This window comes from Fictibacillus barbaricus (genome assembly GCF_031457135.1).
Classification (GTDB): Bacteria; Bacillota; Bacilli; order Bacillales; family Fictibacillaceae; genus Fictibacillus; species Fictibacillus barbaricus_A.
On sequence record NZ_JAVDWA010000002.1, the window covers coordinates 115,189 to 140,100 of the forward strand.

27 protein-coding genes and 1 tRNA gene are annotated in these 24,912 nt (G+C 37.2%); 21 read left to right on the forward strand and 7 right to left on the reverse strand.

Going from position 1 to position 24,912, the window contains the following annotated elements; translation table 11 throughout:
• Positions 1–37 precede the first annotated feature (37 nt).
• The 10 genes from tkt to J2X07_RS06020 all read left to right on the forward strand — a co-directional run bounded on the left by tkt (position 38) and on the right by J2X07_RS06020 (position 10,495).
• Positions 38–2,032 carry a transketolase gene (gene tkt / locus J2X07_RS05975; RefSeq protein WP_310257516.1) on the forward strand — a complete coding sequence of 665 codons (1,995 nt, stop codon included), beginning with the start codon at positions 38–40 and terminating at the stop codon, positions 2,030–2,032.
• Between the two features lie 154 nt (positions 2,033–2,186).
• Complete coding sequence (gene sirA, locus J2X07_RS05980; RefSeq protein WP_310257517.1) at positions 2,187–2,627, forward strand: sporulation inhibitor of replication protein SirA; 441 nt, start codon at positions 2,187–2,189, stop codon at positions 2,625–2,627.
• A gap of 78 nt (positions 2,628–2,705) precedes the next feature.
• Positions 2,706–2,924: a YneF family protein gene (locus J2X07_RS05985; RefSeq protein WP_310257518.1), complete on the forward strand. Its 219-nt coding sequence runs from the start codon at positions 2,706–2,708 to the stop codon at positions 2,922–2,924.
• 96 nt (positions 2,925–3,020) lie between these two features.
• On the forward strand, positions 3,021–4,070 hold the full coding sequence (gene mnmH / locus J2X07_RS05990; RefSeq protein ID WP_310257519.1) for a tRNA 2-selenouridine(34) synthase MnmH: 1,050 nt from the start codon (positions 3,021–3,023) through the stop codon (positions 4,068–4,070).
• A gap of 98 nt (positions 4,071–4,168) precedes the next feature.
• The gene (locus J2X07_RS05995; RefSeq protein ID WP_310257520.1) at positions 4,169–5,920 is read left to right on the forward strand and encodes an ABC transporter transmembrane domain-containing protein; all 1,752 of its coding nucleotides are present in this window, start codon (positions 4,169–4,171) and stop codon (positions 5,918–5,920) included.
• A 41-nt stretch (positions 5,921–5,961) separates the two neighbouring features.
• Positions 5,962–7,722 carry an ABC transporter ATP-binding protein gene (locus tag J2X07_RS06000; RefSeq protein ID WP_310258180.1) on the forward strand — a complete coding sequence of 587 codons (1,761 nt, stop codon included), beginning with the start codon at positions 5,962–5,964 and terminating at the stop codon, positions 7,720–7,722.
• Between the two features lie 139 nt (positions 7,723–7,861).
• Entirely contained in the window at positions 7,862–8,722 is an 861-nt protein-coding gene (locus J2X07_RS06005; RefSeq protein ID WP_310257521.1) for a M15 family metallopeptidase, read from the forward strand.
• A gap of 113 nt (positions 8,723–8,835) precedes the next feature.
• On the forward strand, positions 8,836–9,546 hold the full coding sequence (locus tag J2X07_RS06010) for a cytochrome c biogenesis CcdA family protein (RefSeq protein ID WP_310257522.1): 711 nt from the start codon (positions 8,836–8,838) through the stop codon (positions 9,544–9,546).
• Between the two features lie 26 nt (positions 9,547–9,572).
• Positions 9,573–10,028, forward strand: a complete 456-nt coding sequence (locus J2X07_RS06015; RefSeq protein ID WP_310257523.1) for a Na(+)/H(+) antiporter subunit B — start codon at positions 9,573–9,575, stop codon at positions 10,026–10,028.
• A gap of 2 nt (positions 10,029–10,030) precedes the next feature.
• Positions 10,031–10,495: a CcdC family protein gene (locus J2X07_RS06020; RefSeq protein ID WP_310257524.1), complete on the forward strand. Its 465-nt coding sequence runs from the start codon at positions 10,031–10,033 to the stop codon at positions 10,493–10,495.
• A gap of 32 nt (positions 10,496–10,527) precedes the next feature.
• Here the strand turns inward: J2X07_RS06020 and J2X07_RS06025 are convergent, their stop codons facing one another.
• Together J2X07_RS06025 and J2X07_RS06030 are read right to left on the reverse strand one after the other, a co-directional pair.
• Positions 10,528–10,953, reverse strand: a complete 426-nt coding sequence (locus J2X07_RS06025; protein WP_310257525.1) for a DUF2621 domain-containing protein — start codon at positions 10,951–10,953, stop codon at positions 10,528–10,530.
• Positions 10,954–10,980: 27 nt separating this feature from the next.
• Positions 10,981–11,077, reverse strand: a tRNA-Sec gene (locus tag J2X07_RS06030).
• A 465-nt stretch (positions 11,078–11,542) separates the two neighbouring features.
• On the opposite strand from J2X07_RS06030, the gene selB reads away from it, so the two are divergent.
• The 5 genes from selB to phnC are packed head-to-tail and all read left to right on the forward strand — an operon-like array spanning position 11,543 to position 16,861.
• On the forward strand, positions 11,543–13,429 hold the full coding sequence (selB, locus tag J2X07_RS06035) for a selenocysteine-specific translation elongation factor (RefSeq protein WP_310257526.1): 1,887 nt from the start codon (positions 11,543–11,545) through the stop codon (positions 13,427–13,429).
• Between the two features lie 3 nt (positions 13,430–13,432).
• A complete protein-coding gene (locus tag J2X07_RS06040) occupies positions 13,433–14,443 on the forward strand; it encodes a glycosyltransferase (protein WP_310257527.1) in 1,011 nt (336 codons plus the stop codon).
• 13 nt (positions 14,444–14,456) lie between these two features.
• Positions 14,457–15,347, forward strand: coding sequence for a phosphate/phosphite/phosphonate ABC transporter substrate-binding protein (gene phnD / locus J2X07_RS06045; protein ID WP_310257528.1), 891 nt, complete (start codon positions 14,457–14,459; stop codon positions 15,345–15,347).
• Between the two features lie 9 nt (positions 15,348–15,356).
• A complete protein-coding gene (gene phnE / locus J2X07_RS06050; protein WP_310257529.1) occupies positions 15,357–16,115 on the forward strand; it encodes a phosphonate ABC transporter, permease protein PhnE in 759 nt (252 codons plus the stop codon).
• An 8-nt stretch (positions 16,116–16,123) separates the two neighbouring features.
• The gene (phnC, locus tag J2X07_RS06055) at positions 16,124–16,861 is read left to right on the forward strand and encodes a phosphonate ABC transporter ATP-binding protein (RefSeq protein WP_310257530.1); all 738 of its coding nucleotides are present in this window, start codon (positions 16,124–16,126) and stop codon (positions 16,859–16,861) included.
• Between the two features lie 30 nt (positions 16,862–16,891).
• Here the strand turns inward: phnC and selD are convergent, their stop codons facing one another.
• Positions 16,892–17,947, reverse strand: coding sequence for a selenide, water dikinase SelD (gene selD, locus J2X07_RS06060; RefSeq protein WP_310257531.1), 1,056 nt, complete (start codon positions 17,945–17,947; stop codon positions 16,892–16,894).
• Between the two features lie 93 nt (positions 17,948–18,040).
• Between selD and J2X07_RS06065 the strand changes: the two genes are divergently transcribed.
• Entirely contained in the window at positions 18,041–18,277 is a 237-nt protein-coding gene (locus J2X07_RS06065; RefSeq protein ID WP_396193662.1) for an Rdx family protein, read from the forward strand.
• A gap of 137 nt (positions 18,278–18,414) precedes the next feature.
• Complete coding sequence (gene selA, locus J2X07_RS06070; protein ID WP_310257532.1) at positions 18,415–19,794, forward strand: L-seryl-tRNA(Sec) selenium transferase; 1,380 nt, start codon at positions 18,415–18,417, stop codon at positions 19,792–19,794.
• 35 nt (positions 19,795–19,829) lie between these two features.
• Here selA and J2X07_RS06075 read toward each other — a convergent pair whose 3' ends face one another.
• On the reverse strand, positions 19,830–19,970 hold the full coding sequence (locus J2X07_RS06075; protein ID WP_310257533.1) for a small acid-soluble spore protein P: 141 nt from the start codon (positions 19,968–19,970) through the stop codon (positions 19,830–19,832).
• Positions 19,971–20,047: 77 nt separating this feature from the next.
• On the opposite strand from J2X07_RS06075, the gene J2X07_RS06080 reads away from it, so the two are divergent.
• The gene (locus tag J2X07_RS06080) at positions 20,048–20,308 is read left to right on the forward strand and encodes a hypothetical protein (RefSeq protein ID WP_310257534.1); all 261 of its coding nucleotides are present in this window, start codon (positions 20,048–20,050) and stop codon (positions 20,306–20,308) included.
• Here the strand turns inward: J2X07_RS06080 and sspO are convergent.
• Together sspO and J2X07_RS06090 are read right to left on the reverse strand one after the other, a co-directional pair.
• Positions 20,305–20,475, reverse strand: coding sequence for a small acid-soluble spore protein O (gene sspO, locus J2X07_RS06085; RefSeq protein ID WP_310257535.1), 171 nt, complete (start codon positions 20,473–20,475; stop codon positions 20,305–20,307). The two genes, J2X07_RS06080 and sspO, sit on opposite strands and share 4 nt — an antisense overlap.
• An 82-nt stretch (positions 20,476–20,557) precedes the next feature.
• Positions 20,558–20,746 carry a DUF378 domain-containing protein gene (locus J2X07_RS06090; RefSeq protein WP_310257536.1) on the reverse strand — a complete coding sequence of 63 codons (189 nt, stop codon included), beginning with the start codon at positions 20,744–20,746 and terminating at the stop codon, positions 20,558–20,560.
• A gap of 293 nt (positions 20,747–21,039) precedes the next feature.
• On the opposite strand from J2X07_RS06090, the gene acnA reads away from it, so the two are divergent.
• A complete protein-coding gene (acnA, locus tag J2X07_RS06095) occupies positions 21,040–23,772 on the forward strand; it encodes an aconitate hydratase AcnA (protein WP_310257537.1) in 2,733 nt (910 codons plus the stop codon).
• A 100-nt stretch (positions 23,773–23,872) separates the two neighbouring features.
• Here the strand turns inward: acnA and J2X07_RS06100 are convergent, their stop codons facing one another.
• Positions 23,873–24,001, reverse strand: a complete 129-nt coding sequence (locus J2X07_RS06100; RefSeq protein WP_310257538.1) for an FbpB family small basic protein — start codon at positions 23,999–24,001, stop codon at positions 23,873–23,875.
• Positions 24,002–24,153: 152 nt separating this feature from the next.
• On the opposite strand from J2X07_RS06100, the gene J2X07_RS06105 reads away from it, so the two are divergent.
• Both J2X07_RS06105 and J2X07_RS06110 read left to right on the forward strand, forming a co-directional pair.
• Positions 24,154–24,297 (forward strand): acid-soluble spore protein N, encoded by a 144-nt coding sequence (locus J2X07_RS06105; protein WP_310257539.1) that lies wholly within the window; start codon positions 24,154–24,156, stop codon positions 24,295–24,297.
• A gap of 94 nt (positions 24,298–24,391) precedes the next feature.
• Entirely contained in the window at positions 24,392–24,907 is a 516-nt protein-coding gene (locus J2X07_RS06110) for a hypothetical protein (RefSeq protein ID WP_310257540.1), read from the forward strand.
• Positions 24,908–24,912: the final 5 nt, after the last annotated feature.

A 24,912-nucleotide genomic window follows, 5' to 3' on the forward strand; every position in this document is an offset into this window, starting at 1 on the left:
TCAAAATGGATTAGATACATATGAAGGGATGATTTAATTGTCACGTAATATTGATGAACTAGCAATAAGTACAATCCGTACACTATCAATCGACAGTGTTGAAAAAGCGAACTCTGGACATCCAGGAATGCCAATGGGTGCTGCACCTATGGCTTATAGCCTATGGACGAAGTTTATGAATCATAGTCCGGCCAATCCAGATTGGTTCAACCGTGATCGGTTTGTTTTATCTGCAGGGCACGGTTCTGCATTGCTTTACAGTTTATTGCATTTAAGCGGTTATGGATTAACAATAGAAGATTTGAAACAATTTAGACAATGGGGCAGTAAAACTCCCGGACATCCAGAATACGGTCATACTGTAGGAGTTGAAGCAACAACAGGTCCTTTAGGCCAAGGTATGGCTATGGCGGTTGGAATGGCAATGGCAGAGCGTCATCTTGCTGCTAAATATAACCGTGATCAATATGAGATCATTAATCATTTTACTTATGCGATTTGTGGTGACGGTGATTTAATGGAAGGAATTTCTTCTGAAAGTGCTTCATTAGCAGCCCACTTAGGTCTAGGCAGAATGATCATGCTTTATGATTCAAATGATATTTCGTTAGACGGTGAATTGCACCACTCTTTTTCTGAAAATGTTCAGCAGCGATTTGAAGCATATGGCTGGCAAGTTCTGTTTGTTGAAGATGGAACTAATTTAGATGAAATCGAAAAAGCCATTGCTGAAGCTCAGAAAGAATTAAACAAACCTACTCTTATTGAAGTAAAAACAGTGATTGGTCATGGTTCACCTAACAAGTCAGGAAAATCAGCTTCTCACGGATCACCACTTGGTAAAGATGAGATTTTATTAACAAAAGAAGCTTACAAATGGACATTTGAAGAAGACTTCTATGTACCTGATGAAGTAAAATCACATTTTGAAGAACTCAAGTCTGAAGGTAAAGATAAAGAGGATAAATGGAACGAATTGTTCAAGTCATATGAAGAAGTATACCCAGAATTAGCAAAAGAGCTTAAAGGTGCTATTAAAGGAGAACTTCCTTCTAATTTTGATGCGAACATGCCTGAATATGATAAAGCTATTGCTACACGTTCATCTTCTGGTAAAGCACTTAACGTTCTAGCAAAAAATGTACCTGCTATCTTTGGTGGTTCTGCGGATTTAGCCGGATCGAATAAAACGCTCTTAGAAAATGAAGTAAATTTCAGCCGCGACGATTACAGCGGACGTAATATTTGGTTTGGTGTCCGTGAATTTGCAATGGGCGCAGCATTGAATGGAATGGCACTTCATGGTGGGCTTAAAGTCTATGGTGGTACATTCTTCGTGTTCTCCGATTATGTACGTCCAGCAGTGCGCTTATCTGCATTAATGGGTCTTCCTGTCACTTATGTATTTACACATGACAGTGTAGCGGTCGGTGAAGATGGACCAACACATGAACCTGTTGAGCAGTTAGCTTCATTACGAGCTCTTCCGAATTTAAATCTGATTCGTCCAGCTGATGGATACGAATCGAATGCGGCATGGAAAGTAGCTGTTGAAAGTAAGAATCAGCCAACTGCTTTAGTGTTGAGTCGTCAAGACCTGCCAATCTTAAAAAATTCAAAAGAAAAAGCGTATGAAGGCGTAAAACGGGGTGGCTATGTGATTTCGCCGGCGGATGGTGAAGCTGAAGTTCTTTTATTATCTGCAGGATCTGAAGTAAGTCTAGCGGTAGATGCTCAAGAACTGTTGAAAAAAGAAGGAATTAACGCATCAGTTATTTCCATGCCTTCATGGGAGAGCTTTGACAAACAAGACAATGATTATAAAGAAACGGTTCTTCCAAAACATATTACAAAAAGACTTGCGATTGAAATGGGTTCTTCATTAGGCTGGCATAAATATGTTGGTCTAGATGGTGACACACTTACGATCGATACATTCGGTGCATCAGCTCCAGGTGAAACGATTATAAAAGAATATGGCTTCACTCCGGAAAATGTAGTAAGCAAAGTGAAGAACTTGTTAAACAAATAATATAAGAATCATTTGAAAAAGAAGGCTTTCAACCGAAAGTCTTCTTTTCTTTGTTATTCGACAAAAAAAGTTTCTTTTCGCTCCTTCGTTTAGACAAGCTTTTTGGCAAGATTTGTTTATACTACAACAAAGCAGTCGGAGAGGAGCAGTTTTCATGAGAGAATTTTATATTTATTTAATAACGAAAGAAGTTGCTCATGCCTACTACGGAAAAGAAAATAAATTATTTCAATTATTTTTGGAAGAGCGAGGAGCCGCCGGAAATACAAAAGAAATATTAGAAAAACAAATTAGCTATGTAACTTCTTTATTACCCATCTCACAGCTTGAAGAACATTTTTGGGAACAATTAAATGATAAATATCAATGGCAATATGAAGGGCATTCCTATCGAATAGATTGTAAGAACAGTACGGCGCGATTGGAAATAAATAAAAGAAACTTGCATGTATATAGTTTTGGAGACATGGAAGCAGAAACTGTCATTTTTGAAGCACTAAGAAGATTTGAGCCTTACTTTTTAGGCATGGATTACCATCTTAAAAAATTCGGTTGGCTGACTCCGTTCAAATTGAATAAGGTATATGCTACATAAATCACTTTCAAATCTTGTATGTAACCTATAACTTGTAGTAAACTAGTTCTAGACAACATGAAGGAGGAAGTTTTAACAATGAGTACTTGGATGATAATCCTTGTGTGTGCACTTTCACTGATTGCAGGCGTTGCAATCGGATTTTTTATTGCCCGCAAGTATATGATGAGTTATTTACAAAAAAATCCGCCTATTAATGAAAATATGCTGCGTGTAATGATGATGCAGATGGGGCAAAAGCCTTCTCAGAAGAAGATTAATCAAATGATGCAGGCTATGAACAAACAAATGAAGTAAAATGGACAAGCACCCCTATTTTTGGGTGCTTGTTTTCGTTAATCAATCTTTATTATTTATCATATTAAGACTCACATATTTTAAAGGGTGATAGCTGTGGAAGAAGAGAAAACTACAATTACTATCGATGAGTTAATGGGCAAAGATTATCTTCTGTTCGATGTCAGATCTCCAAAAGAATATGAAGAGTATTTTATTCCTGGAGCAAAGAGTTTAAGTATCTTTACAAATGAAGAAAGAGCTGAAATTGGAACTCTATATAAGCAATCAGGTAAAGAATATGCAGTTGAACGCGGGTTGGGAATCGTAGCCCCTAAATTAACTGGAATTTTTCAAAAGATTAAATCTGAAATGCAAAATAATCCAGGAAAACAAGTTGTTATCTATTGTGCTCGCGGCGGAATGCGGAGTAAAAGTATCTCGCAGACAATGAATTTGATGGGCATTGAATGTTTGCAGCTTATAGGAGGAATCCGCTCTTATCGTAAGTCGATCGAACAATTTTTTCATGAAATGGCCAAGAATGCAAAACGTATTATTGTTATCGAAGGTCATACGGGAGCAATGAAGACAAAACTTCTCGAAAAATTACAGAACGAGGATTATCCTGTCATTAACTTAGAAAAATTGGCAGGCCATAGAGGTTCTATTTTCGGAGGAATTGGAGAGGAAGCGGCCGCGCAGAAAAAGTTTGAATCAAGACTTTATGAGCGTTTAAAAGAAATTCAACATTCACCTTACCTGATTATTGAATCAGAAAGTAAGAGGATTGGCAGGGTAATTATTCCTCAATTTTTATTAGAAGGAAAATTTTTCGGAACAAGAATACATGTTCATATTCCGTTTACGATGAGAGTAAAGCATATTTGCGAAGTGTATAATCCATCTTTGCATAAAGAGCAAATTGAGGAAGCGATTAATAAGCTTGCTAAACGAATTTCTCCTCCAATTAGGGCAGATATTGAAGAAGCTGTCTTAAATAATGATTATGAAAAGGTTGTCTCTCGTTTATTAGAATCGTATTATGATCCTAAATATGCTTATGCAAAAGAAAAGTATGATAGTACATGTGTTGACGTAGCCGCGAGCACCTTTGAGGAATTGTATCAGAAAGTAAAGAATGAAATAGATGTCATAATCAATTAGGAGCTGGCCAAAAGGTCTGCTCCTTTTTTTCTTCCCAATAACTCTCATATATTGGTAAACTAAAAAGGCGTTAAGTTGCTTACAGGGGGGGACAGATTGTGAGGGTGTTTTTACAATTAATGTGGTATTTCAAACAAGAAAAATGGCGATATTTAGGCGGCATTTTTATGTTAGCGTTAGTATCTTTAGGGTTATTGGTACCGCCGAAAATCGTTGGAAGAATCGTCGATCACATGAAACAAGGAACATTGACTGAAGAATTACTCTGGCATTATGGAGGGATTCTTATCATCATCGCACTCGGTATATATATACTTCGTTACATATGGAGAATTTTTATTTTTGGTGCAGCTGTTAAACTTGCCATGATATTAAGAAACAGATTGTACACACATTTTACGAAAAAATCTCAAGAATTTTATCATAAACGCCGTGTTGGGGACTTGATGGCACATTCCACTAACGACCTTCAAGCTATTCAGCAAACAGCTGGTGACGGGGTGCTGACATTAGTAGATTCATTAATGATGGGTGGAATGACCCTTGTAGCTATGGCGACAACAATCAGCTGGAAATTAACACTTGTGAGTTTAATCCCGCTTCCCGTAATGGCTTGGGCAACAAATAAATATGGTACGATGCTGCATAAAAGATTTCATAGTGCTCAGGAAGCTTTTTCAGCATTGAATGATAAAGTACAAGAAAGCATTTCGGGAACACGTGTAATAAAAGCTTTTGGACAGGAAAAGGATGACCTAAATCATTTTTCTGATCTTTCGAATGATGCAGTAAAGAAAAATATGGCTGTAGCGAGAATAGATTCTTTATTTGATCCTACGATATCTCTTATTATCGGATTTTCATTTTTTCTGGCTGTTAGCTATGGTTCAAGATTGGTCGTGCAAAATGAATTAACGATTGGTGAACTCGTGTCTTTTACTAGTTATCTTGGTTTATTGATATGGCCAATGCTCGCATTCGGATGGCTATTTAATATTGTGGAAAGGGGAAGAGCTTCGTATGATCGGGTGGAAGCGTTGCTTGCGGTCAAAGAAGAAATCGATGATCAAGGTTCTATTGATTTTAGTCCAAAAGGAGATCTTGTGTATCAAATAGATAAGTTTTGTTATACAGATCAAACTCCCGTACTTACTAATATTCAATTTTCGTTAAAGAGAGGACAGACACTTGGTATAGTAGGTAAGACAGGCAGCGGGAAAACGACACTTTGCCGGGTTCTATTACGGGAATTTAACCTCAAAGAGAGTGAGATTCTTATTGATGGTACTGATATTTGCGAATATCGGCTCGATAAATTAAGAGAATCGATTGGCTATGTCCCGCAGGATCATTTCCTATTTTCAGCGACCATTTCAGAAAATATCGCTTTTGCTAAAATAGATTCTCCATTTTCGAAAATTAAAGAGGCTGCGGAGCTTGCTTCTATCCATCAGGATATTACTCAATTCAAACATGGATACGAAACTGTAGTAGGTGAGCGTGGTGTAACGTTATCAGGAGGTCAAAAACAAAGAATATCTATTGCAAGAGCCATTCTCCCAGAACCCGAAATTTTGATCTTGGATGATTCATTATCAGCTGTGGATGCAAAAACGGAAGAAATCATTCTTCAAAATTTAAAAAAGAAACGTCAAAATAAAACGACAATCATTACCTCTCACCGGCTATCTTCTATTTCTCATTGTGATCTTATTATCGTATTGGAAAGCGGATCGATTATTCAGAGTGGTACACATCAAACCTTGCTTAGTGAAAAAGGATGGTATAAAGAAACATATGAGCGGCAAGCTTTAGAGTCGCTTATTGCACAAGGAGGTATCCACTCGTGAGCGCAGCTAAAGAGTTTGAAGTTCAGCAGGAATTAAACCAAATGAAACAATGGGACGTGTTTAAGCGTTTACTATCTTATACTGCACAACATAAACGAAAATTAACGGTTGCCTTTTTATTGTTATTGCTTGCTACTGGAGCAGAATTAACAAGCCCCATTTTAGTTAAGACTTTTATTGATGACCAGTTGACACCAAGGAGCTTTGATTATCAAATGTTGTGGCTGCTTGCAGCTGGGTATATAAGCTTGATTATCTTTTCAGCAACGATTCATTATATTCAATTCGTTCTTTTTCAATCGGTTGCGCTTGATATTATTCATGAGATAAGAATACAGATTTTCTCGAAAGTACACTCGCTTGGCCTGAAATTTTTTGACCGAACACCTGTTGGAAGTCTTGTTTCTCGAATTACAAATGATACAGAGGCAGTAAAAGATTTATATGTAAGTGTTCTCTCGACTTTTGTTCAAAATGTTGTAATCTTGATTGGGATTTTCGGCTTCATGTTTTATTTAAACGTAGAATTGGCTTTGTTTTGTTTAGGGATATTACCATTTGTTGCAGCGATTATGTGGCTGTACAGAAAATACAGTTCTAAATCCTTTTATGAAATGAGAGAAAAACTGAGCCAGCTGAATGCAAAGCTGAATGAATCTTTACAAGGAATGTCGATCGTACAAGTTTTTAATCAGCAAAAACGGCTTCGTCATGAGTTTGCTCAAATCAATAAAGAACATAATGATGCGCAAATGAGGAACATTAAATTTAATGGTCTCCTTTTACGGCCGGCAGTAGACCTTGTTTATATGGTTGCTTTGGTTATGATTCTATCGTTTTTTGGAATAAAGTCATTTGGTACTGGTATTGAAATAGGTGTTGTTTATGCGTTCATTAATTATTTGGACCGGTTTTTTGAACCTGTAAATATGATGATGATGAGACTTTCGATCTTTCAGCAAGCCATTGTATCAGCAGGAAGAGTCTTTACGGTGATGGATGAAAAGGATGAGGCTCCAGTTAAAGTGGGAGAAGGAGATCCTCTCATACAAGAAGGGAAGATCGAATTTAACAACGTTTCATTTTCCTATGATGGTGAGCAGGAAGTGTTAAAAAACATTTCATTTACAGCGTATCCAGGACAAACTGTAGCTCTCGTAGGTCATACGGGAAGCGGGAAAAGCTCCATCATTAATCTGCTTATGCGTTTTTACAATATCAGTAAAGGAGAAATATTACTTGATGATATCTCTTTAAATGCATTTGAAAATGATGAATTACGTAAAAAAGTCGGGCTGGTGCTTCAAGATCCGTTTTTGTTTGTAGGTGACATTACACAAAATATAAGACTTTATAATTCATCGATTACAGAAAATGATGTAAAAGAGGCTGCGCGTTTTGTTCAGGCATCTTCTTTTATTGAGAAACTGCCGCATCAGTACCGGACAGAAATAGGTGAACGAGGTTCTACTTTTTCAAGCGGACAGCGACAATTGATTTCATTTGCGAGAACAATGGCTTTTTCGCCCCGGATTTTGATTTTAGATGAAGCAACAGCAAATATAGATACGGAAACAGAAGAAGAAATACAGGCTGCTCTATATAAAATGAGAAGCGGTCGTACAACTATCGCCATTGCTCATCGACTTTCAACGATACAAGACGCTGATTTAATTCTGGTTCTGCATCAAGGAGAAATTGTTGAACGCGGAACACATCAAGATTTAATCAAGCAAAGAGGTCTTTATCATAAGATGTTTATATTACAGCATGGCAAAGATTCAGTTGAAGATGTGAGCTAGGAGCCAAATCTTCTGGTTCCTTTTTTTGTCTAAATTTCATCGAAAATTCGACTATCTTCTCTTTCATATTGACTTATTTGCATATTGTCCTATGATTAGATAGCATACAAACAAACTGATTTAAAAGGATGATAATGTTTTGAAGAGATTTGTTAAAACATCAATGCTGATCGGTTCTATGGTTGTTCTATCTGCTTGTAAGCCAATTGACTGGGTAGAGAAAGAATGGAATGCTGCCTTTAACGATTCAGAGAAAAACCACCAAGCAGAAGAAGAAAAACATGGAACTGAGAAAAAAGATCAAAACAAGCATGCTGATCAAGCTGAGACGCCTTCGGAAAATGATAACAAAGAGGAACCGGCACAAAAAAATTTACCGTGGCTTAAAGATACTGTACAAGCTTCATCAGACGGTAAATCAATTGTTCAAAACCCTGACGACCTTTTAGTCGTAGCGAATAAGGAGAGAAATCTTCCAGGGGACTACGTACCTAAAGACCTTGTTACACCTAACGTACCCTTCCCGTTTAAAGAGGACTTGCCTAAAAAGAAAATGAGAAAAGAAGCTGCATCTGCTTTGGAAGAACTCTTTAAAGGAGCAGAAGATCAAGGGCTGGAATTACTTGCACAATCAGGTTACCGTTCTTATAAAACACAGGTTTCTATTTTCACATACAACGCTAATCAGCGTGGTAAAGAAAAGGCAAACCAAGTGAGTGCGCAGCCAGGACAAAGTGAGCATCAGACGGGGCTTTCCATGGATGTCACTTCTCCGAAAGTAAATTATGGTCTAGAAGAGAAGTTTGGTGAAACACCAGAAGGAAAATGGCTTGCTGAAAATGGATATAAATACGGTTTTATTATCCGTTATCTGAAAGGGAAAGAAAAAATCACAGGTTACAGTTACGAACCTTGGCACCTTCGTTATGTAGGAAAAGAGCATGCTAAAAAAATTCATGAACAAGGAATTACACTCGAAGAATACTTAAACAAAAAATAATTCTTTACGAAAGAAAGACAGCTTTGAAATGGAGCTGTCTTTCTTAATGATTGAACAAATTGTTAATTCACATTAAGATAGAGAGAGAATATGTTGAAGGAGCTATTGTTAAGATGAATGATATCAATATTTGGCTTGCATTTGCAGCCGGGCTGCTTTCGTTTATTTCTCCATGCTGTTTACCTTTGTACCCAGCATTTTTGTCGTATATAACAGGTATATCTGTCCAAGAATTAAAAGAAGAACAAGCCATGCTTAAAAAAAGGGCTATGCTGCATACTGCTTTTTTCTTATTAGGATTTTCGATTATATTTATTGTTCTTGGACTATCGACTACGATGATTGGAGATATTTTCGTCCAATATCAATCTTTATTAAGACAAGTTGGAGCGATTGTCATTGTCTTTTTCGGGCTTGTGGTAATGGGCTTTATAGCACCTGCCTTTTTGATGAAAGATAAAAAAATCCGTTTTCAATCAAGACCAGCTGGTTATTTAGGTTCTGTTCTGATCGGAATAGGATTTGCTGCTGGTTGGACTCCATGTATGGGACCTATACTTGCAGGAGTTATCGCTTTGGGTGTTTCGAATCCAGCAGCATCATTAACTTATATGATTGCTTATGTGCTGGGATTTGCAGTTCCATTTTTTGTTTTAAGCTTCTTTTTGGATAAACTAAGAGTAATTAAACGGTTTAATCGTCAATTCATGAAAATAGGCGGCAGTCTCATGATTGTAATGGGTGTGCTGCTTTATTTTAACTGGATGACTCAATTTACTTCCTTTTTAGTAAATCGTGTTTTCGGAGGTTTTCAAGGATTTTAACCGCAGCGAAGAAAGGAGTGTGAAACATGAATACACGCTCAAATGATGTGATATTAAAAACTACAACAAATACGATAGTCTTTGTTATTTTAGCTTTCTCTGTAAATATGCTGCTCTCTGGACATAATGCCCCTGGTGGCGGATTTATAGGGGGATTAATGGGAGCGGGTGCTTTTTTACTTCTTTACCTTTCATATGGATTAAAGCCTGTACATAGGATATTACCGATAAATTTCACATATATGATTGCTGCTGGACTTCTCATAGCCCTTTTAACTGGTGCGGGATCATTCGTTTTAGGTGTCCCGTTTTTAAGTCATACATTCGGGTATTTTCACCTCCCGCTTTTGGGTAAGACAGAGCTTGCAACTGCAATGCTTTTTGACCTTGGCGTTTATTTTACGGTTATTGGCGTGACAATGACAATCATTTTAACAATTGCAGAAGATAAATTAGAAAAAGCTGAAGAGAAAGGGAACTGACTGTGTTTTTAATTGCGAGTACATTTTTTGCTATAGTAATGGGTATCTTAATTTTTAAATTTCGAATGAGGGAAACGAGGGAGCCGGTAACCTTAAAAAAAATCATTTTACCGCCTGTTTTTATGAGTACAGGATTCCTGATGTTTACCATGCCATTTTTTCGCGTACCGTGGGCAGAAGCAGGGGAGGCGTTTTTGGCTGGAATGATTTTCTCGATATTGCTTATCGTTACAAGTAAATTTGAAATAAAGAATAACGAAGTATATTTAATTCGTTCGAAAGCGTTCATCTTCATTTTAGTAGGATTGTTCGCTATACGTTTAGCATTGAAATGGTACATTGGTACAACCGTTTCTTATTTAGAAACGAGTTCATTATTTTTTATCGTAGCATTCGGGATGATCATGCCTTGGCGTTTAGCGATGCTGTTTCAATTTAAAAAGAAACAAAATGAAATTGCGATATAATAAAACCCTGAATCTTTTGGATTCAGGGTTTTTTATGCGAGTAATTGCTGATAAGGCTTTAAGTCGATCTCTTTTTGTTTTAATGTTTTAATCAGCCATTTATGGTCCCGCTTCGGCGTTGCGATAATATATCCTCTAATAATTAAATCCTCTGTTATGATACTCGCGTTTTCCTCTACAGCCAATTCTCCGATTTTACCCGCAATCTTGCCTTTAGCCACATCTCGGAAAAGTTCAGGAACTGGTGCAACTAATTCATTTAACAATTTTTTTTGATCGTCATTCCAAAGGTGCAAGGTCTCGTTAATATAATATTCTTGCCAATCCAAGATCGATTTCCCATCTTCTTTCGGCAACCGTTTTAAAAATTTGCGAAACATAAAGTATCCGCCAATCGCAAACATCGTAAATAAAAAGATAGACCATAACACGATAAAGGTGATGAACCATCCAGACAATGCGTCCACCTCATATGTATAAATTTATGGCGGGACCATGTGGGAATCGAACCCACCAGAGACGGCACGCGCCTCCCAAAAGGTTTTGAAGACCCAGGCAAGCACCAGCTACACAACTGGCCCCATGTACATGTGCCACAAAAACTAGTATAGACTATTAAAAATAAAAAACCAAGTCCATCCTTCTAATATTGTGCAGATTTAAATCACCTAAAGCAGGGGAGGGGGTGGTTACTGCACAAATGGTCGTGATCGTTGAATTAATTCATTAATGCATGTATGGATTGTAAATCTTTATCATTCTGCTTTAACTCCCCTCAACAGACAAGTGAAACAGATGCAAAAACAGACTATAACAGTTTTTAGTATATAACAGATGATTCTAAACACTATAACAGATGTACCTGTGGACAATTGTGCATAACTTTTCCTGTGGATAACTTGTGTGTAATCAATAGTGAATAATTATGCAGCGTTGCATAAAAAGTCCGGGAAATAATTTATCAAGCGGGCAGATGTGCATAATTGTCGAATTTCGTTTATGATTTTCTTAAAGTGAATAAGAGACTTTAAATAGGTGGTTCATCAGATGACAACTAACAGTTATACAATAGGAATGGCTGGACATATCGATCACGGGAAGACAACCCTGACAAAAGCATTAAGTGGTATTGATACTGATACTTTAAAAGAAGAGAAAGAACGAAAAATTACGATTGAACCTGGTTTTGCTCCCTTTAAGCTAACCGATGATCTTCATACGGCAATAGTTGATGTACCTGGACATGAAAAGCTGATCAGGCAAATGATCGCTGGTGTGGCTGGAATTGATCTCGTATTGCTTGTTATCGCAGCAGATGAAGGGGTAATGCCTCAAACGAAAGAACACTTTGAAATTTTATCTTTCTTGAACATACAAAACGGCATGATTGTCGTCACAAAATCTGATTTAATTGATGACGATATGAAGCTTCTAGTTGAAGAAGATATTATGGAGCTGACAAAAAATTCAACTTTTGAAGGTGCACATCCGTTTTTTGTAGACAGTATTTCGATGAATGGTATTGAAGTTTTAAAAGAAGCTATAGCAGCAAGGCTGAGAAATATGAAAACAAGATCAGCACTTGGACCATTTCGTATGCCGCTGGATCATATATTCACAGTTAAAGGACAAGGAACAGTTGTAAGAGGAACTATTTATGAAGGTGAAATAAAAGAAGGGGAAGAGCTCGAAATTCAGCCAGGCGGTGAAAAAGTAAAAATACGAAAAATCCAAGTTCATAAAACGAAGGTAGATTCTGCTAAAGCTGGACAAAGGACTGCCATTAATATTTCAGGAGGGGCTAAACGTGAATGGAGACGCGGGCATGTCTTACTTTCTCCTAATTCGTATACTGTAACGAATACGATTGATCTTGTTATGACGACAGGCAAAGAGTGGACAGGTAAACTTAAGCAGAGATCACTTGTTAAGTTTTATACCGGAACAGCTGAAGTAATGGGAAAACTCATTTTTTTTGATCGGAATGAGTTAGAACCGTCGACTGAACAAATTTTTTGTCAAGTGCGCCTTGATGAAATGATTGTAGCGAAAAGGGAAGATCACTTTATTGTTAGACGACCTTCACCTGAAGAAACGATCGGCGGGGGAAAAGTCATCGATCCAAATGGAGAAAAATATAAATTTGGCCACGATACAGCTGCTTTACTAAAAGAAAAATTTGCAGGAACTCCGGAAGATCGAATTTTACAAACGCTTCAAAAAGAAGGGACAGCAGATTTAGAAAACTTAAAAAAATGGACGGGTATAAGTACTGGAATCCAAACTGTTTTGAACGAATTAATGGAAACTGGCAAGGTGTTAGTCATAAATGGTTATTATATGTCTTTCACAACATTTAATAGCTTAAAAGAAGATTTGCAGCTTAGATTACAAAATTATCATAGTGTTCATTCGTTGCGTCCGGGAATTCCAAAGGCTGAGATCGTTCAATCACTGGACAAGCATTTGCATCAAAAAGCGGTTCAAGGATTTGTAGAAATGATGATCGAACAGACAGCCATAAAATTAAGTGATCAGCTGATTCACTTGCCGGATTTCGCTCCAACGTATCCTGCTAAATGGGAAAAACGAATGCTGAAAGTTGCAAGTATGCTGGAAGAGATGGGATTAGAACCAAAAGAGTTATTATCACTTTATAGAAGTCAGCAGCTTCCTGAAGAACTATATTCCGATTTTAAATATTTCTTATTGAAAAATGAACTAGTGTACAAACTATTTGATGATGTTTTTATAAGCAGCAAAGCTTTTTCTCATGCTGTTGAACTACTAAAAAAGAACACGGATTGCCAATTCACGGTTCAAGATGCAAAAAATGCTCTAAACCTATCAAGAAAGTTTTTAATACCTGTTTTGGAATGTATAGATTCCAAGGGGTATACTGTTAGGAATGAAACAGTAAGGAAATGGATGTAATGAATGAAAAAGTTAAATGTTTTGTTTTTTACACCTTATTATCATCAAAGCAGGGGAAACTCAGCAACTGCAAGGAGACTGGAACAAGGACTAAATGAGAAAGGGGTAAATGTAACTGTCTTTGCATACGAGGAAGATTCGATAACGAGAGAATTAATTGCACAAATGGAACAAGCTGATTTGTTTCATGTTCTTCAATTTGCAAGGTTTACAAATTGGTGTGAAAAGAACGATTTTAAATTAGATCGACCATATGTTATTACATCAGGCGGTACCGATATCAATCATTCTCTAAAGGAACATAAAGAGAAATATTTGCCCATCTTAAAAGAAGCTAAAGCCATTACAGTGTTTACAGATGATGCAAAGACAAACTTGCTTAAGATTTTAAAATTCCATGAAAATTTTGTTCAGGTTATTCCTCAAACCCCTTATTTCCCTGAACGAGGCAAAGGTGGAAAGGATGGAATTCACTTTCCCTCAGGCTTTCCAAAAATTTTGTTGCCTGCTGGATTACGGCCAGTAAAAGATGTGCTTTTTGCTGTGGCGTCTATTCAAAAATTACAAATGGTTTATCCTGATATCATTTTTTTGATTCTAGGGGCTAATCTAGATGATCAAGTTTATAAACAAGTTAATTCATTGACAAGCAAATTTGAATGGTTTCATTACAGATCAGAAATTGATTTATCCCTTATGAGAGATGTGTATCAATGGGCAGATATTGTAGTCAATACTTCTATATCAGAAGGGCAATCCACCTCTTTATTAGAGGCAATGCATGAGAAGAAGCCTGTTGCAGCTAGAAATATTCCCGGCAATACAAGCATCATCAGCCATGGCTATAATGGTCTTTTGTTTGACGATCAAGAAGGTCTGTACCGTTCATTAAAAAGACTAATTACAGACCGCCAATTATATGAAAGAATATGTTTTCATGGTTACCAGACAGTAAAAGAAAAGCACACGATGAAACAAGAAATTGAATCTTACTTACAAATCTATACGCAATAAGGAGAGAACAGAAATGAAAAAATTAAGTGTATTATTCATCATCCTCGTATTGGTGTTATCTGCATGCGGTACGAAGGATAAAGATAAAAATGCGGATAAAAAGACCAATGACGTATTTACAATCGGTGTTATTCCAGCACAGACAGAAGGAGAAATGAAAAGTTCCCTAGATAAACTGCAAAAGGTGTTAAGTAATAAATTAGATCGCAAAGTGAAAATTACATCTTATCCGGATTATAACGGTGTAGTAGAAGCGATGAACTATAACAAAATTGATATGGCTTATTTTGGTCCTCTTACATATGTTGTTGCTCATGAACAAAGTGGAGCAAAAGCAATTATTACTCAATTAATAAAAGGTGAACCATTTTATTATTCATATTTAATTACTCATAAAGACAGCAAATATAATTCCATAGAAGATATGATTAGCGATGTTAAAAATGTGAAATTTGCTTTTGGTGATCCTTCTTCAACATCAGGTTCGCTAATACCCGGTATTAAGTTGAAGGATGAAGGAGTATACAAGAGTGAATCAGAAAATGATTTTAAAAATGTTCGTTTTACGGGCTCTCATGATGCCACTGCTTTAGCTGTACAAAACAAACAAGTAGATGTTGGTGCAATCGACAGCGCCATTTTTGATAAACTTGTGGAAGAAGGCACAGTTGACGGAAAACAGTTTAAGACCATTTGGAAATCAGAAAAATTATTTCAATACCCATGGGCTGTTTCAAAAAACACGGATGAAAAAACGATAAAACAGCTTCAAGACTCTTTTTTATCTATTAAAGATAAAGAGATATTAGGAGCGTATGGTGCAACTGGTTTTACAAAAGCGGAAAATAAAGATTATGCAAGTATCCGAAAGGCTGCAATAAAAGAGGGTATGATAACAGAATAGAGGGGAAAAATGGTTTGGTTTAAAAAAAGTCAGTATTTCGTCTTATTGCTACTAGCAGTACTCGTTTTCTTTAGCGCGAGGCTTACGGAATTTGATCTTTCAAAGTTTAAAGACTTTGAAAATATGGGGGATTTTCTATCAAAGTGGTTTCCTATGAATACACAGAATCTTCCCTATCTTTTTCAAGAAAGTCTATTAACAATTGCTGTTGCATTTTTAGGCAGTTTGTTTGGGCTGATGATCGCTTTGCCCGTCAGTTTTTTGGCAGCAAAGAATACGGCGGGATATACGTATTTGTATACGATAATCCGATTTTTTCTTAGTTTTTTAAGATCTGTTCCTGAATTTGTGTTTGGACTCATATTGTTAACAACTCTTGGACTCGGTCCTTTTCCAGCTGTTATTGCAATTGTCCTGCATAATATAGGTGTCTTGGGTAAACTAATTGCTGAATTGATTGAAGCCGCGGATAAAGGTCCGATGGAAGCGATGTCTGCTGTAGGAACTACTCGATGGATTGGTAATGTGTTTGGAATATTGCCGCAAATTTGGCCGAATGTTCTATCTCAGTTTTTTTATCGATTTGAAGTAGCGATAAGGACTTCATTAATATTGGGATTGATTGGTGGCGGGGGGATTGGACAGCAGCTCTTTATCCATTTTAAAACATTTCAGTATCAGCTTGTATCAGTTGATGTAATGTTAATCATGATTATCGTTATTTTAGTTGATTTTACAGGCGGTAAAATACGCGAGAAGGTTATTTAGGTGGTAAAATGATTCAATTTGAGAATGTATCTGTTCGATATCCAGGTGCTGCAGAGCCGGCATTAAAAAAATTGAATATCTCCATACAAAATGGTGAATTTGTTTGTGTACTAGGACAAAGCGGAGCAGGGAAATCAACGTTTATTCGCTGTATAAACGGCTTGCAGCCTATAACGGATGGAGAAATCAGATGGGGATATAAACCTCTTTCCTCCATGACTTCTAAAGAAAAATTAGAAGTTCGCAGGAAAACAGGAATGATTTTTCAGCATTATAATCTAATACCTAGAATGAGCGTCATTCAAAATGTTTTAACGGGTTTGTTCGGATATAAAAAATCGTATGAAAATTTATTTGGTTTGTTCAAACCAGCAGAAAGACAACTTGCAATTGACACGATTAATCAGGTTGAACTGTTTGTTGAACCGACAAGACGAGTAGAGAATTTGAGCGGGGGACAAAAACAGAGAGTTGCCATTGCAAGAGCACTTCTTCAAAACCCAAAAGTCTTTTTAGGTGATGAACCTGTTGCTAGTCTGGATCCTGGGACTGCAGACAGGATCTTTCAGTTATTAAAAGAAACGCATGATAAACGGAATCTAGTAACCATTATTAATGTTCATGATGTAGGTCTCGCGAAGAAATTCGCTACACGGATTATTGCTTTAAAAAATGGAGCCCTTTTCTTTGATGGTGTTCCAGACGATTTTAATCATGAAATGTACACTCAACTCTATAATCATTAAAAAAAACTCCAGACGATCGTCTGGAGTTTTTTAAGTTGCCATTATCGGCTTTTCTAGTAAAGAAGTGACATGACCAATGATGCTTGTACAGTCTTTTCCTTTTTCTATCATGCGATTTACATACATTTGGGCTTCTTTCTCCGGCAAGCTGATGAGTAAACCTCCTGAAGTAACGGCATCACATAAAATGAGCTGCTGCCATTCTTCTAGTTGTTCATCATAAAAAACATCATCCTTAATCCATCTGTGGTTTGCCTTCGATCCTCCAGGAACAATGCCTTCCTTTGCGAGTGCTTCAGTACCGGGTAAAAGGGGTACTTTATTAAAGTCCAGGTGTATAGAAATTCCGCCTGTTCCTTTTGCCATTTCTGAAGCATGCCCCAATAACCCAAATCCGGTTACATCTGTTACTGCATTTGGAGAAAGTCCTTCCAGACATTCTGCAGCCTCTTTATTAAGTTCAGCCATTGTTGCGGTGACAAGTTCTAACTGTTTATTAGAAAGTTTATTGCTTTTAATAGCAGTTGTTTGGATGCCAACTCCGATCGGTTTTGTTAAAACGATAACATCACCGGTTTTTGCTCCAACGTTCTTGAATACCTTTGACGGGTGTACAAGCCCTGTAACAGATAAACCGAATTTTGGCTCCGAGTCATCTATGGAATGTCCGCCAACTAAAACAGCACCAGATTCTTTTACTTTGTCTGCAGCGCCGCTTAAAATCTCTGCAAGTACATGATGACCTAATGTGTTTATAGGAAATCCGACAATATTCATAACTGTTTTCGGCTTTCCTCCCATAGCATATACATCACTTAGTGAATTTGCAGCTGCGATTTGACCGAACATATAGGGATCATCTACGATAGGCGTAAAGAAATCCACAGTTTGAATCATCGCAATATCATCCGTTAATTTATATACACCTGCATCATCAGACGTATCAAGACCCACTAATAAGTTGGGATCATTTTCACGTTTTGGCAAATAGCGCAAAACTTGCGCCAGGTCTTCAGGACCAATTTTGCATCCTCAGCCACCTTTTGATGAATATTGAGTCAGCCTTATTTTTTCATTCTCATTCATATGTAAACACACCTCCTATATGTAGTATAAACATTATTTTTGTTTCTTGGCGAAGGATATACTAAAATAGGTAATAAAAAAGGAGGTAATGATATGAAGGTAAGTATTGAATTTTGCATGATGTGAAACTTTGCACCTAAAGCCGCGAGTCTCGCGGAAGACCTTTTTAACCATTTTCGTTCACAAATATCATCTCTTGAAATGATACCAAGTTCTGGCGGTGTATTTGAAATTGAAGTGAATGGACAAAATATTTATTCGAAGAAAGCAACCGGGGAATTTCCGGATCACGATCTTATCATTAAAGAACTTGAAAAATTAAAAGCTTAAATCTTAAGGGTACTTTCGTATTCACTCCGATCTGCTGTCAAAGCAGACAATAAAAAAGATAAAATAGCAACAATTTTTTAGATTAAATAAAGCAGTCCTTCTAGGATTGCTTTATTCACCTTTAAGGAGGATTCTATGTGTCGAATTCAGCGCTATTGAGGATGCTTCCGGCTGTACATGAAGTAGTTAGAGAACTCAGCCGTGAGTGTGAAGGATCATCTGAAAAAGAAATAACACGCGCTGTACAGGATTCAATTTCGTATTGGCGTAATCTGATACTTAACGGGACGAATACTCTTGAAAAAAATGCGGATCTAGTAAAGTTAATTAAGCAAAGAGCAATTAAAGAGCTGGTGAACCCTTCAAACCTTATTCGTTCTGTAATTAATGCAAGCGGTGTCGTCATACATACAAATTTGGGCCGTTCCAGACTCAGTGAAGCAGCAGTAAGCCGAATGATGGAAACTGCACTCGCTTATTCTAATTTGGAATTTAATCTTGACGAGGGGAAACGTGGATCCAGGCACGACTTGACAGAGCATCTTATTAAACAAGTAACAGGTGCGGAAGCGGCTATGGTCGTTAATAATAATGCTGCAGCAGTTTATTTGATTTTAAAAGCATTTGCTAAAAATAAAGAAGTTATCGTTTCTCGTGGAGAACTTGTTGAGATTGGCGGGTCGTTCCGCATATCTTCCATAATGGAAGAGAGTGGAGCTGTTTTAAAGGAAGTAGGAACAACAAATAAGACGCATTTATCAGATTATGAAAAAGCATTAAACGAAAATACTGCTATTATCATGAAAGTACATACCAGTAATTTTAAAGTGATTGGATTTACAAAAGAAGTAACTTCCCATGAGCTGCTGCAATTGAAAAAAGAAAACGCAGAAGTAATTCTTTACGAAGATTTAGGAAGTGGAGCACTTTTTCCTTTCCAGCAATATGGTATTGGAGAAGAGCCGTTAGTTTCAAAAGTCATCGAGCAAGGCATCGATATCGTTTCGTTTAGCGGTGATAAATTGCTTGGCGGCCCACAAGCTGGAATCATAGCAGGAAAAAAAGAATACATTGATGTTTTAAAAAAGCATCAGCTTGCACGTGTGCTTCGTGTAGATAAGTTTACCATTGCAGCTTTAAATGAAACGTTTCACGCTTATGTAAATGATGAAATATTGTCGATTCCTACAGTAAGGGATATTTTAAAAAGTGAAGGTTTTATAAAAGAGAGAGTGAGCTGGATTAAGGACGAGGTAGGTGAGCATTCCTCACTGACTCTTCAAATCATGGCTGAATTTTCTCAAGTTGGCGGAGGCACAATGCCTGATGTTAAATTACCGACATACTGCCTTGTTTTAAAGCATAAGAATGGTGCTGAATATGTATCAAAACAGCTAAAAGAATTTAGAATTCCGATTATCGTCAGGATCAAAGACGATTCCGTATTAATGGACTTAAGGACGATTACGTTAGAAGAAGAATCATTATTAATAGAAGCAATGCGATCCATCACATAAAAAAGTGCTGACTCACTTATGAGCCAGCACTTTTTTCAATGTCCTTCACCATGATTATTTCTCGTATGGTTACGTTGTTTTACCTTTTTGGAACCGCTCATAGGCGCAGGCTGTCCTGGGTTTTCACCTTTTGGAGCATTTTTACGAATATCTTTAAAAGAGTTTCTTTCAGCCATGAATTGCCTCCATTTGAATAATTATTTTTTACTTTTGGCAACTTAAGGTATATCAAAACAAAAAAGGATGGTTGAATATGCCTTACCGTAATAACAAGCAACAAACAGATTATCAAGCAGCTGAACAAGGGTATCACCATGCAATTGAAGTTTCCAAAAAATTAGATACTTCAACAAGTGAATATGGTGTGTATTATTCAAATTTTATGACAGAAAACGAAAAAGCTTGTCAGCAAATCGCAAATGCACTTGAAACGGCATCAGAACATCAGGATAAAACACTGAAAAGTTATTTAGAGGAACTGGAAGCATTAAAGAATCAATTCCCAAAACCTTAATGGCGTTTTTTTGTTTTTTTATTGTTTTGGCGTTCGGCTTCGCTTAATTTTTCGTTCGGTAATGCTAAGGACTCATTACCGAATTCAGTATTATATCCGGCACCTTTACCTTGAGCTTTAGCGGCATTCATACCAGGACGCGTGTGATTTGCTTTATCTTTGCTCATCTTTTCATTCACCCCCGTATGACTAGTGTGTGCAAAATGAAAAAAGAAGAAGCACTCCTTTTTTTGGAGTGCTTCAAACCTGTTATGATTTAAATTTTGATATAAGCAGCCATAATCCCGAAAGTCCGATCAGGCTATAAAGCACTTGGGTGACAGTTGAACCGCTTCCAAATACTTCTGTAACAACATTCAGTTTGAACAATCCGATAAGTCCCCAATTTAGAGCTCCAATTAGAACAAGTAATGCCGCTAATTTCTTTAGCCATTCCATTTTGTTCTCCTCCTGTCTTCTTAAGACATATAAGTTATAGGAAAAATTAAAAATGAGTAATCATTAATTGATATATCTTATGAACAATCGAAAATAATGGTGAATATTCTTATTATAAGAAAAACTTATGTCGATTGATAACGATTAACTATTTTACTTATGAAAAGGTTTTACATATGATAGTAGAGGGAAAAAAAGTTTTTGTGGTTTTTATATAGGAAAACTCACACATTTTTTCGACAATTTTTCTCATAATCGTGTATGATTGTTACTGAAGGGAGAGAGTGGAACATATGAAAAAGAATGACGTATTTAAAGCTCGTTCTACTTTTGATGTAAACGGGAAAGAGTATGCTTACTACCGTTTAGAAGCGTTAGAAGAAGCGGGTATCGGTAACGTATCAAAATTACCTTACTCTGTAAAAGTATTATTGGAATCTGTTTTAAGACAGTATGATGGAAAAGTAATTAACAAAGAGCACGTTGAAAACCTTGCCAAATGGGGTACAAGTGAATTACAAGATATCGATGTGCCTTTCAAACCATCTCGTGTAATTCTTCAAGATTTTACTGGAGTTCCTGCAGTAGTTGATTTGGCATCTTTGCGTAAAGCAATGAAGGATATGGGAGGAGACCCATCTCAAATCAACCCTGAAATTCCAGTAGATCTAGTAGTTGACCATTCAGTTCAAGTTGATAAAGCGGGAACTGAAGACTCATTAGCGTTTAACATGAACCTCGAATTTGCCCGAAACGAAGAGCGTTATAAATTATTGAGCTGGGCACAATCAGCATTTGATAACTATCGTGCTGTTCCTCCTGCAACAGGAATCGTTCACCAAGTAAACCTTGAATACTTAGCACCAGTTGTATTGACAAATGAATCAGAAGGAGAAACAGTAGCATTTCCTGATTCACTAGTAGGTACTGATTCCCACACAACAATGATAAACGGTCTTGGTGTACTTGGCTGGGGTGTAGGCGGAATTGAAGCAGAAGCAGGAATGCTTGGACAGCCTTCTTATTTCCCTGTGCCGGAAGTTATCGGCGTTAAATTGGTTGGTTCACTTCCAAATGGAACAACTGCAACTGACCTAGCTCTTAAAGTAACGCAAGTACTGCGTGAAAAGAAAGTGGTTGGGAAGTTTGTTGAGTTCTTCGGTCCTGGATTAGCAGAAATGCCGCTTGCAGACCGTGCAACGGTATCAAACATGGCACCTGAATATGGAGCAACCTGCGGATTCTTCCCAGTTGATGAAGAAGCATTGAACTATCTTCGTCTTACTGGAAGAACAGAAGAGCAGATCCAGCTTGTTGAAGCTTATTGCAAACAAAACGGATTGTTCTATACGGCTGGAACAAGCGAAGACCCAGTTTTTACAGATGTAGTTGAAATTGACTTGTCTCAAATCGAGCCAAACTTATCTGGACCAAAACGTCCTCAAGATCTTGTGCCTCTTTCACAAATGAAAGACAGCTTCAATAAAGCATTAGTAGCACCACAAGGAAATGCAGGTTTTGGCTTAACAGCAGACGAAATTAATAAAGAAGTGACAGTTAAGCATCCTGGCAGAGAAACGTCTACAATGAAAACGGGTGCAGTAGCGATCGCTGCGATCACAAGCTGTACAAACACATCTAATCCATATGTTATGCTTGGAGCAGGCTTAGTTGCTAAAAAAGCAGTAGAAAAGGGCTTAAAAGTACCTGGATATGTGAAAACATCATTGGCACCGGGATCTAAAGTAGTAACTCGTTATTTAGAGGAAGCTGGTTTGATGAGCTACATGGATCAGCTTGGATTTAACCTTGTAGGTTATGGCTGTACAACATGTATCGGAAACTCCGGACCGTTAGCTCTAGAAGTGGAAAATGCAATCTCTAAAAATGACCTGACAGTTACATCTGTTCTTTCAGGTAACAGAAACTTTGAAGGACGCATCCATCCTCTAGTTAAAGCAAACTACTTAGCTTCACCGCCGCTAGTTGTTGCCTATGCACTTGCAGGAACGGTAGACTTCAATCTTCAATCAGACTCTTTCGGAACAGATAAAGATGGCAATGAAGTTTATTTCAAAGACATCTGGCCGTCAGCTGATGAGATTAAAGATGCGATGGCAAAAGCGGTCACACCAGAATTGTTCAAGCAAGAATATGAGCGCGTATTTGAAGAAAACGAACGCTGGAATGAGCTGAAAACTTCTGCTGACCAGCTGTATAGTTTTGAAACCTCTTCAACTTACATTCAAAATCCGCCGTTCTTTGAAGACCTTTCTGCAGAACTAAAAGAGATTCAACCACTTAAAGATTTAAAATTGGTTGCAAAATTTGGGGACTCTGTTACAACTGACCACATTTCTCCAGCAGGAGCGATTGGTAAAGATACTCCAGCAGGAAGATATTTAATTAAAAACGGTGTAGAACCTCGCGACTTTAACTCTTATGGTTCACGACGCGGTAATCATGAAGTAATGATGCGCGGAACGTTTGCCAACATCCGAATCCGCAACGGGATCGCTCCTGGAACTGAAGGCGGCTGGACAACGTACTGGCCAACAAATGAAGTGATGAGCATTTACGATGCAGCAATGAAATACAAGGAAAACGGCACAGGCCTTATGGTAATCGCTGGTAAAGATTACGGTATGGGATCATCTCGTGACTGGGCAGCTAAAGGAACGACTCTCCTTGGTATTCAAACTGTACTTGCTGAGAGCTTTGAGCGTATCCACCGCAGTAATCTTGTGTTGATGGGTGTTCTTCCTCTTCAATTTAAAGATGGAGATAACGCAGAAACATTAGGGTTAACAGGAAAAGAAACGTTTACCGTTGAAGTTGACGAAACGGTGAAGCCGCGTGATCTTGTTAAAGTAACTGCAGTGTTCGAAGATGGTTCAGAAAAGACATTTGAAGTATTAGCGCGTTTTGATAGCGAAGTTGAAATTGAATACTATCGTCATGGTGGTATTTTACCAATGGTACTTCGTAATAAATTGGCTCATTCTTCACAAACACAAAATAACTAATTCATTAAAAAATCCTTTGCCTAATCGGCAAAGGATTTTTTTCTATCCGCATTTTTTAGTACATTTTTTTATTCGTGTAGTTCAAACCGCCTTAATTTATTTATGCATTTCTCATATGTTTCTCATCTAATTTTTTTTCTAGTGCTTCGATATATGATTCATCTTTTAGCAATTGTCGTCTATTTTCATTCACTAAATCACGGAAATTCATTTTTCTAATTCTTCTCATACAGACACCTCATTTACTTTGAATAGTATCAATATCGCCAAAAAAGTGCCGAAATAATCATTCCTTATCAGAATTGTCATGACTGGTACAAAATGAATAGTTGATTTTATTTAAAGGAAAGTTAAGAGAAAGGCGGAAAGGAGTGAATGAATGTGAGTAACCCAAAACGATTTCCAGAGGACTTTGTACCGAACCATATTGGCACACAGCCAAGAGAAAGCAATAGCAACAATGGAAAGAAAATGGCAAATAAATCACATGATCATGCGGATTATAACCCTCCGAAAGGAAAATAATTTAAATTTTTGACTCCTAATTTCATTTTGACTCCCATAATTTCTTGGATTTGTCGAAAAAATGTATGTAGTGAAAGAATTAGGAGGGGTACGTTTGATTACGGCAGCTGTCAAACCATTACCTGTATCACATAACAAAGATGATCAGGATTATTTATACAGACAATTAGAGATCGAGATGCAGCGTTTAGGACATCTTGTTCCTTTTCGCGAAGAGCTTAACTGGGATAAAGAGATTACAACCATTGACTTAGGGAATGAAGAAACGTTAGATAAGCTTAAAAAAGCAGCAGCTAAAAACGATGGGGTCTTTTTATTTTATGCAAAGCTTTTTAAAGGCACCGTTTATCAGCATATTATTCTGCATCCGAATACAGAAGGTTTTTATTTACCGTTTCGTTTTGAAGAACCGTTCCAAATCACCGTAAAAAACAAAAAATACTGGATTGGCTCATCGATCCGTTTAGCCGAAGAGTTGGCATGGCTGGAAATTACGATGAAAAATTCAGAAGATGATGATGTAGTTGAGCTTTGGAAATATCTTACTGATCTTTGTCAAAGCAGTATTGATAATATGAGCCCGATATTACTTCATAAAAATAACGAATAATGTTC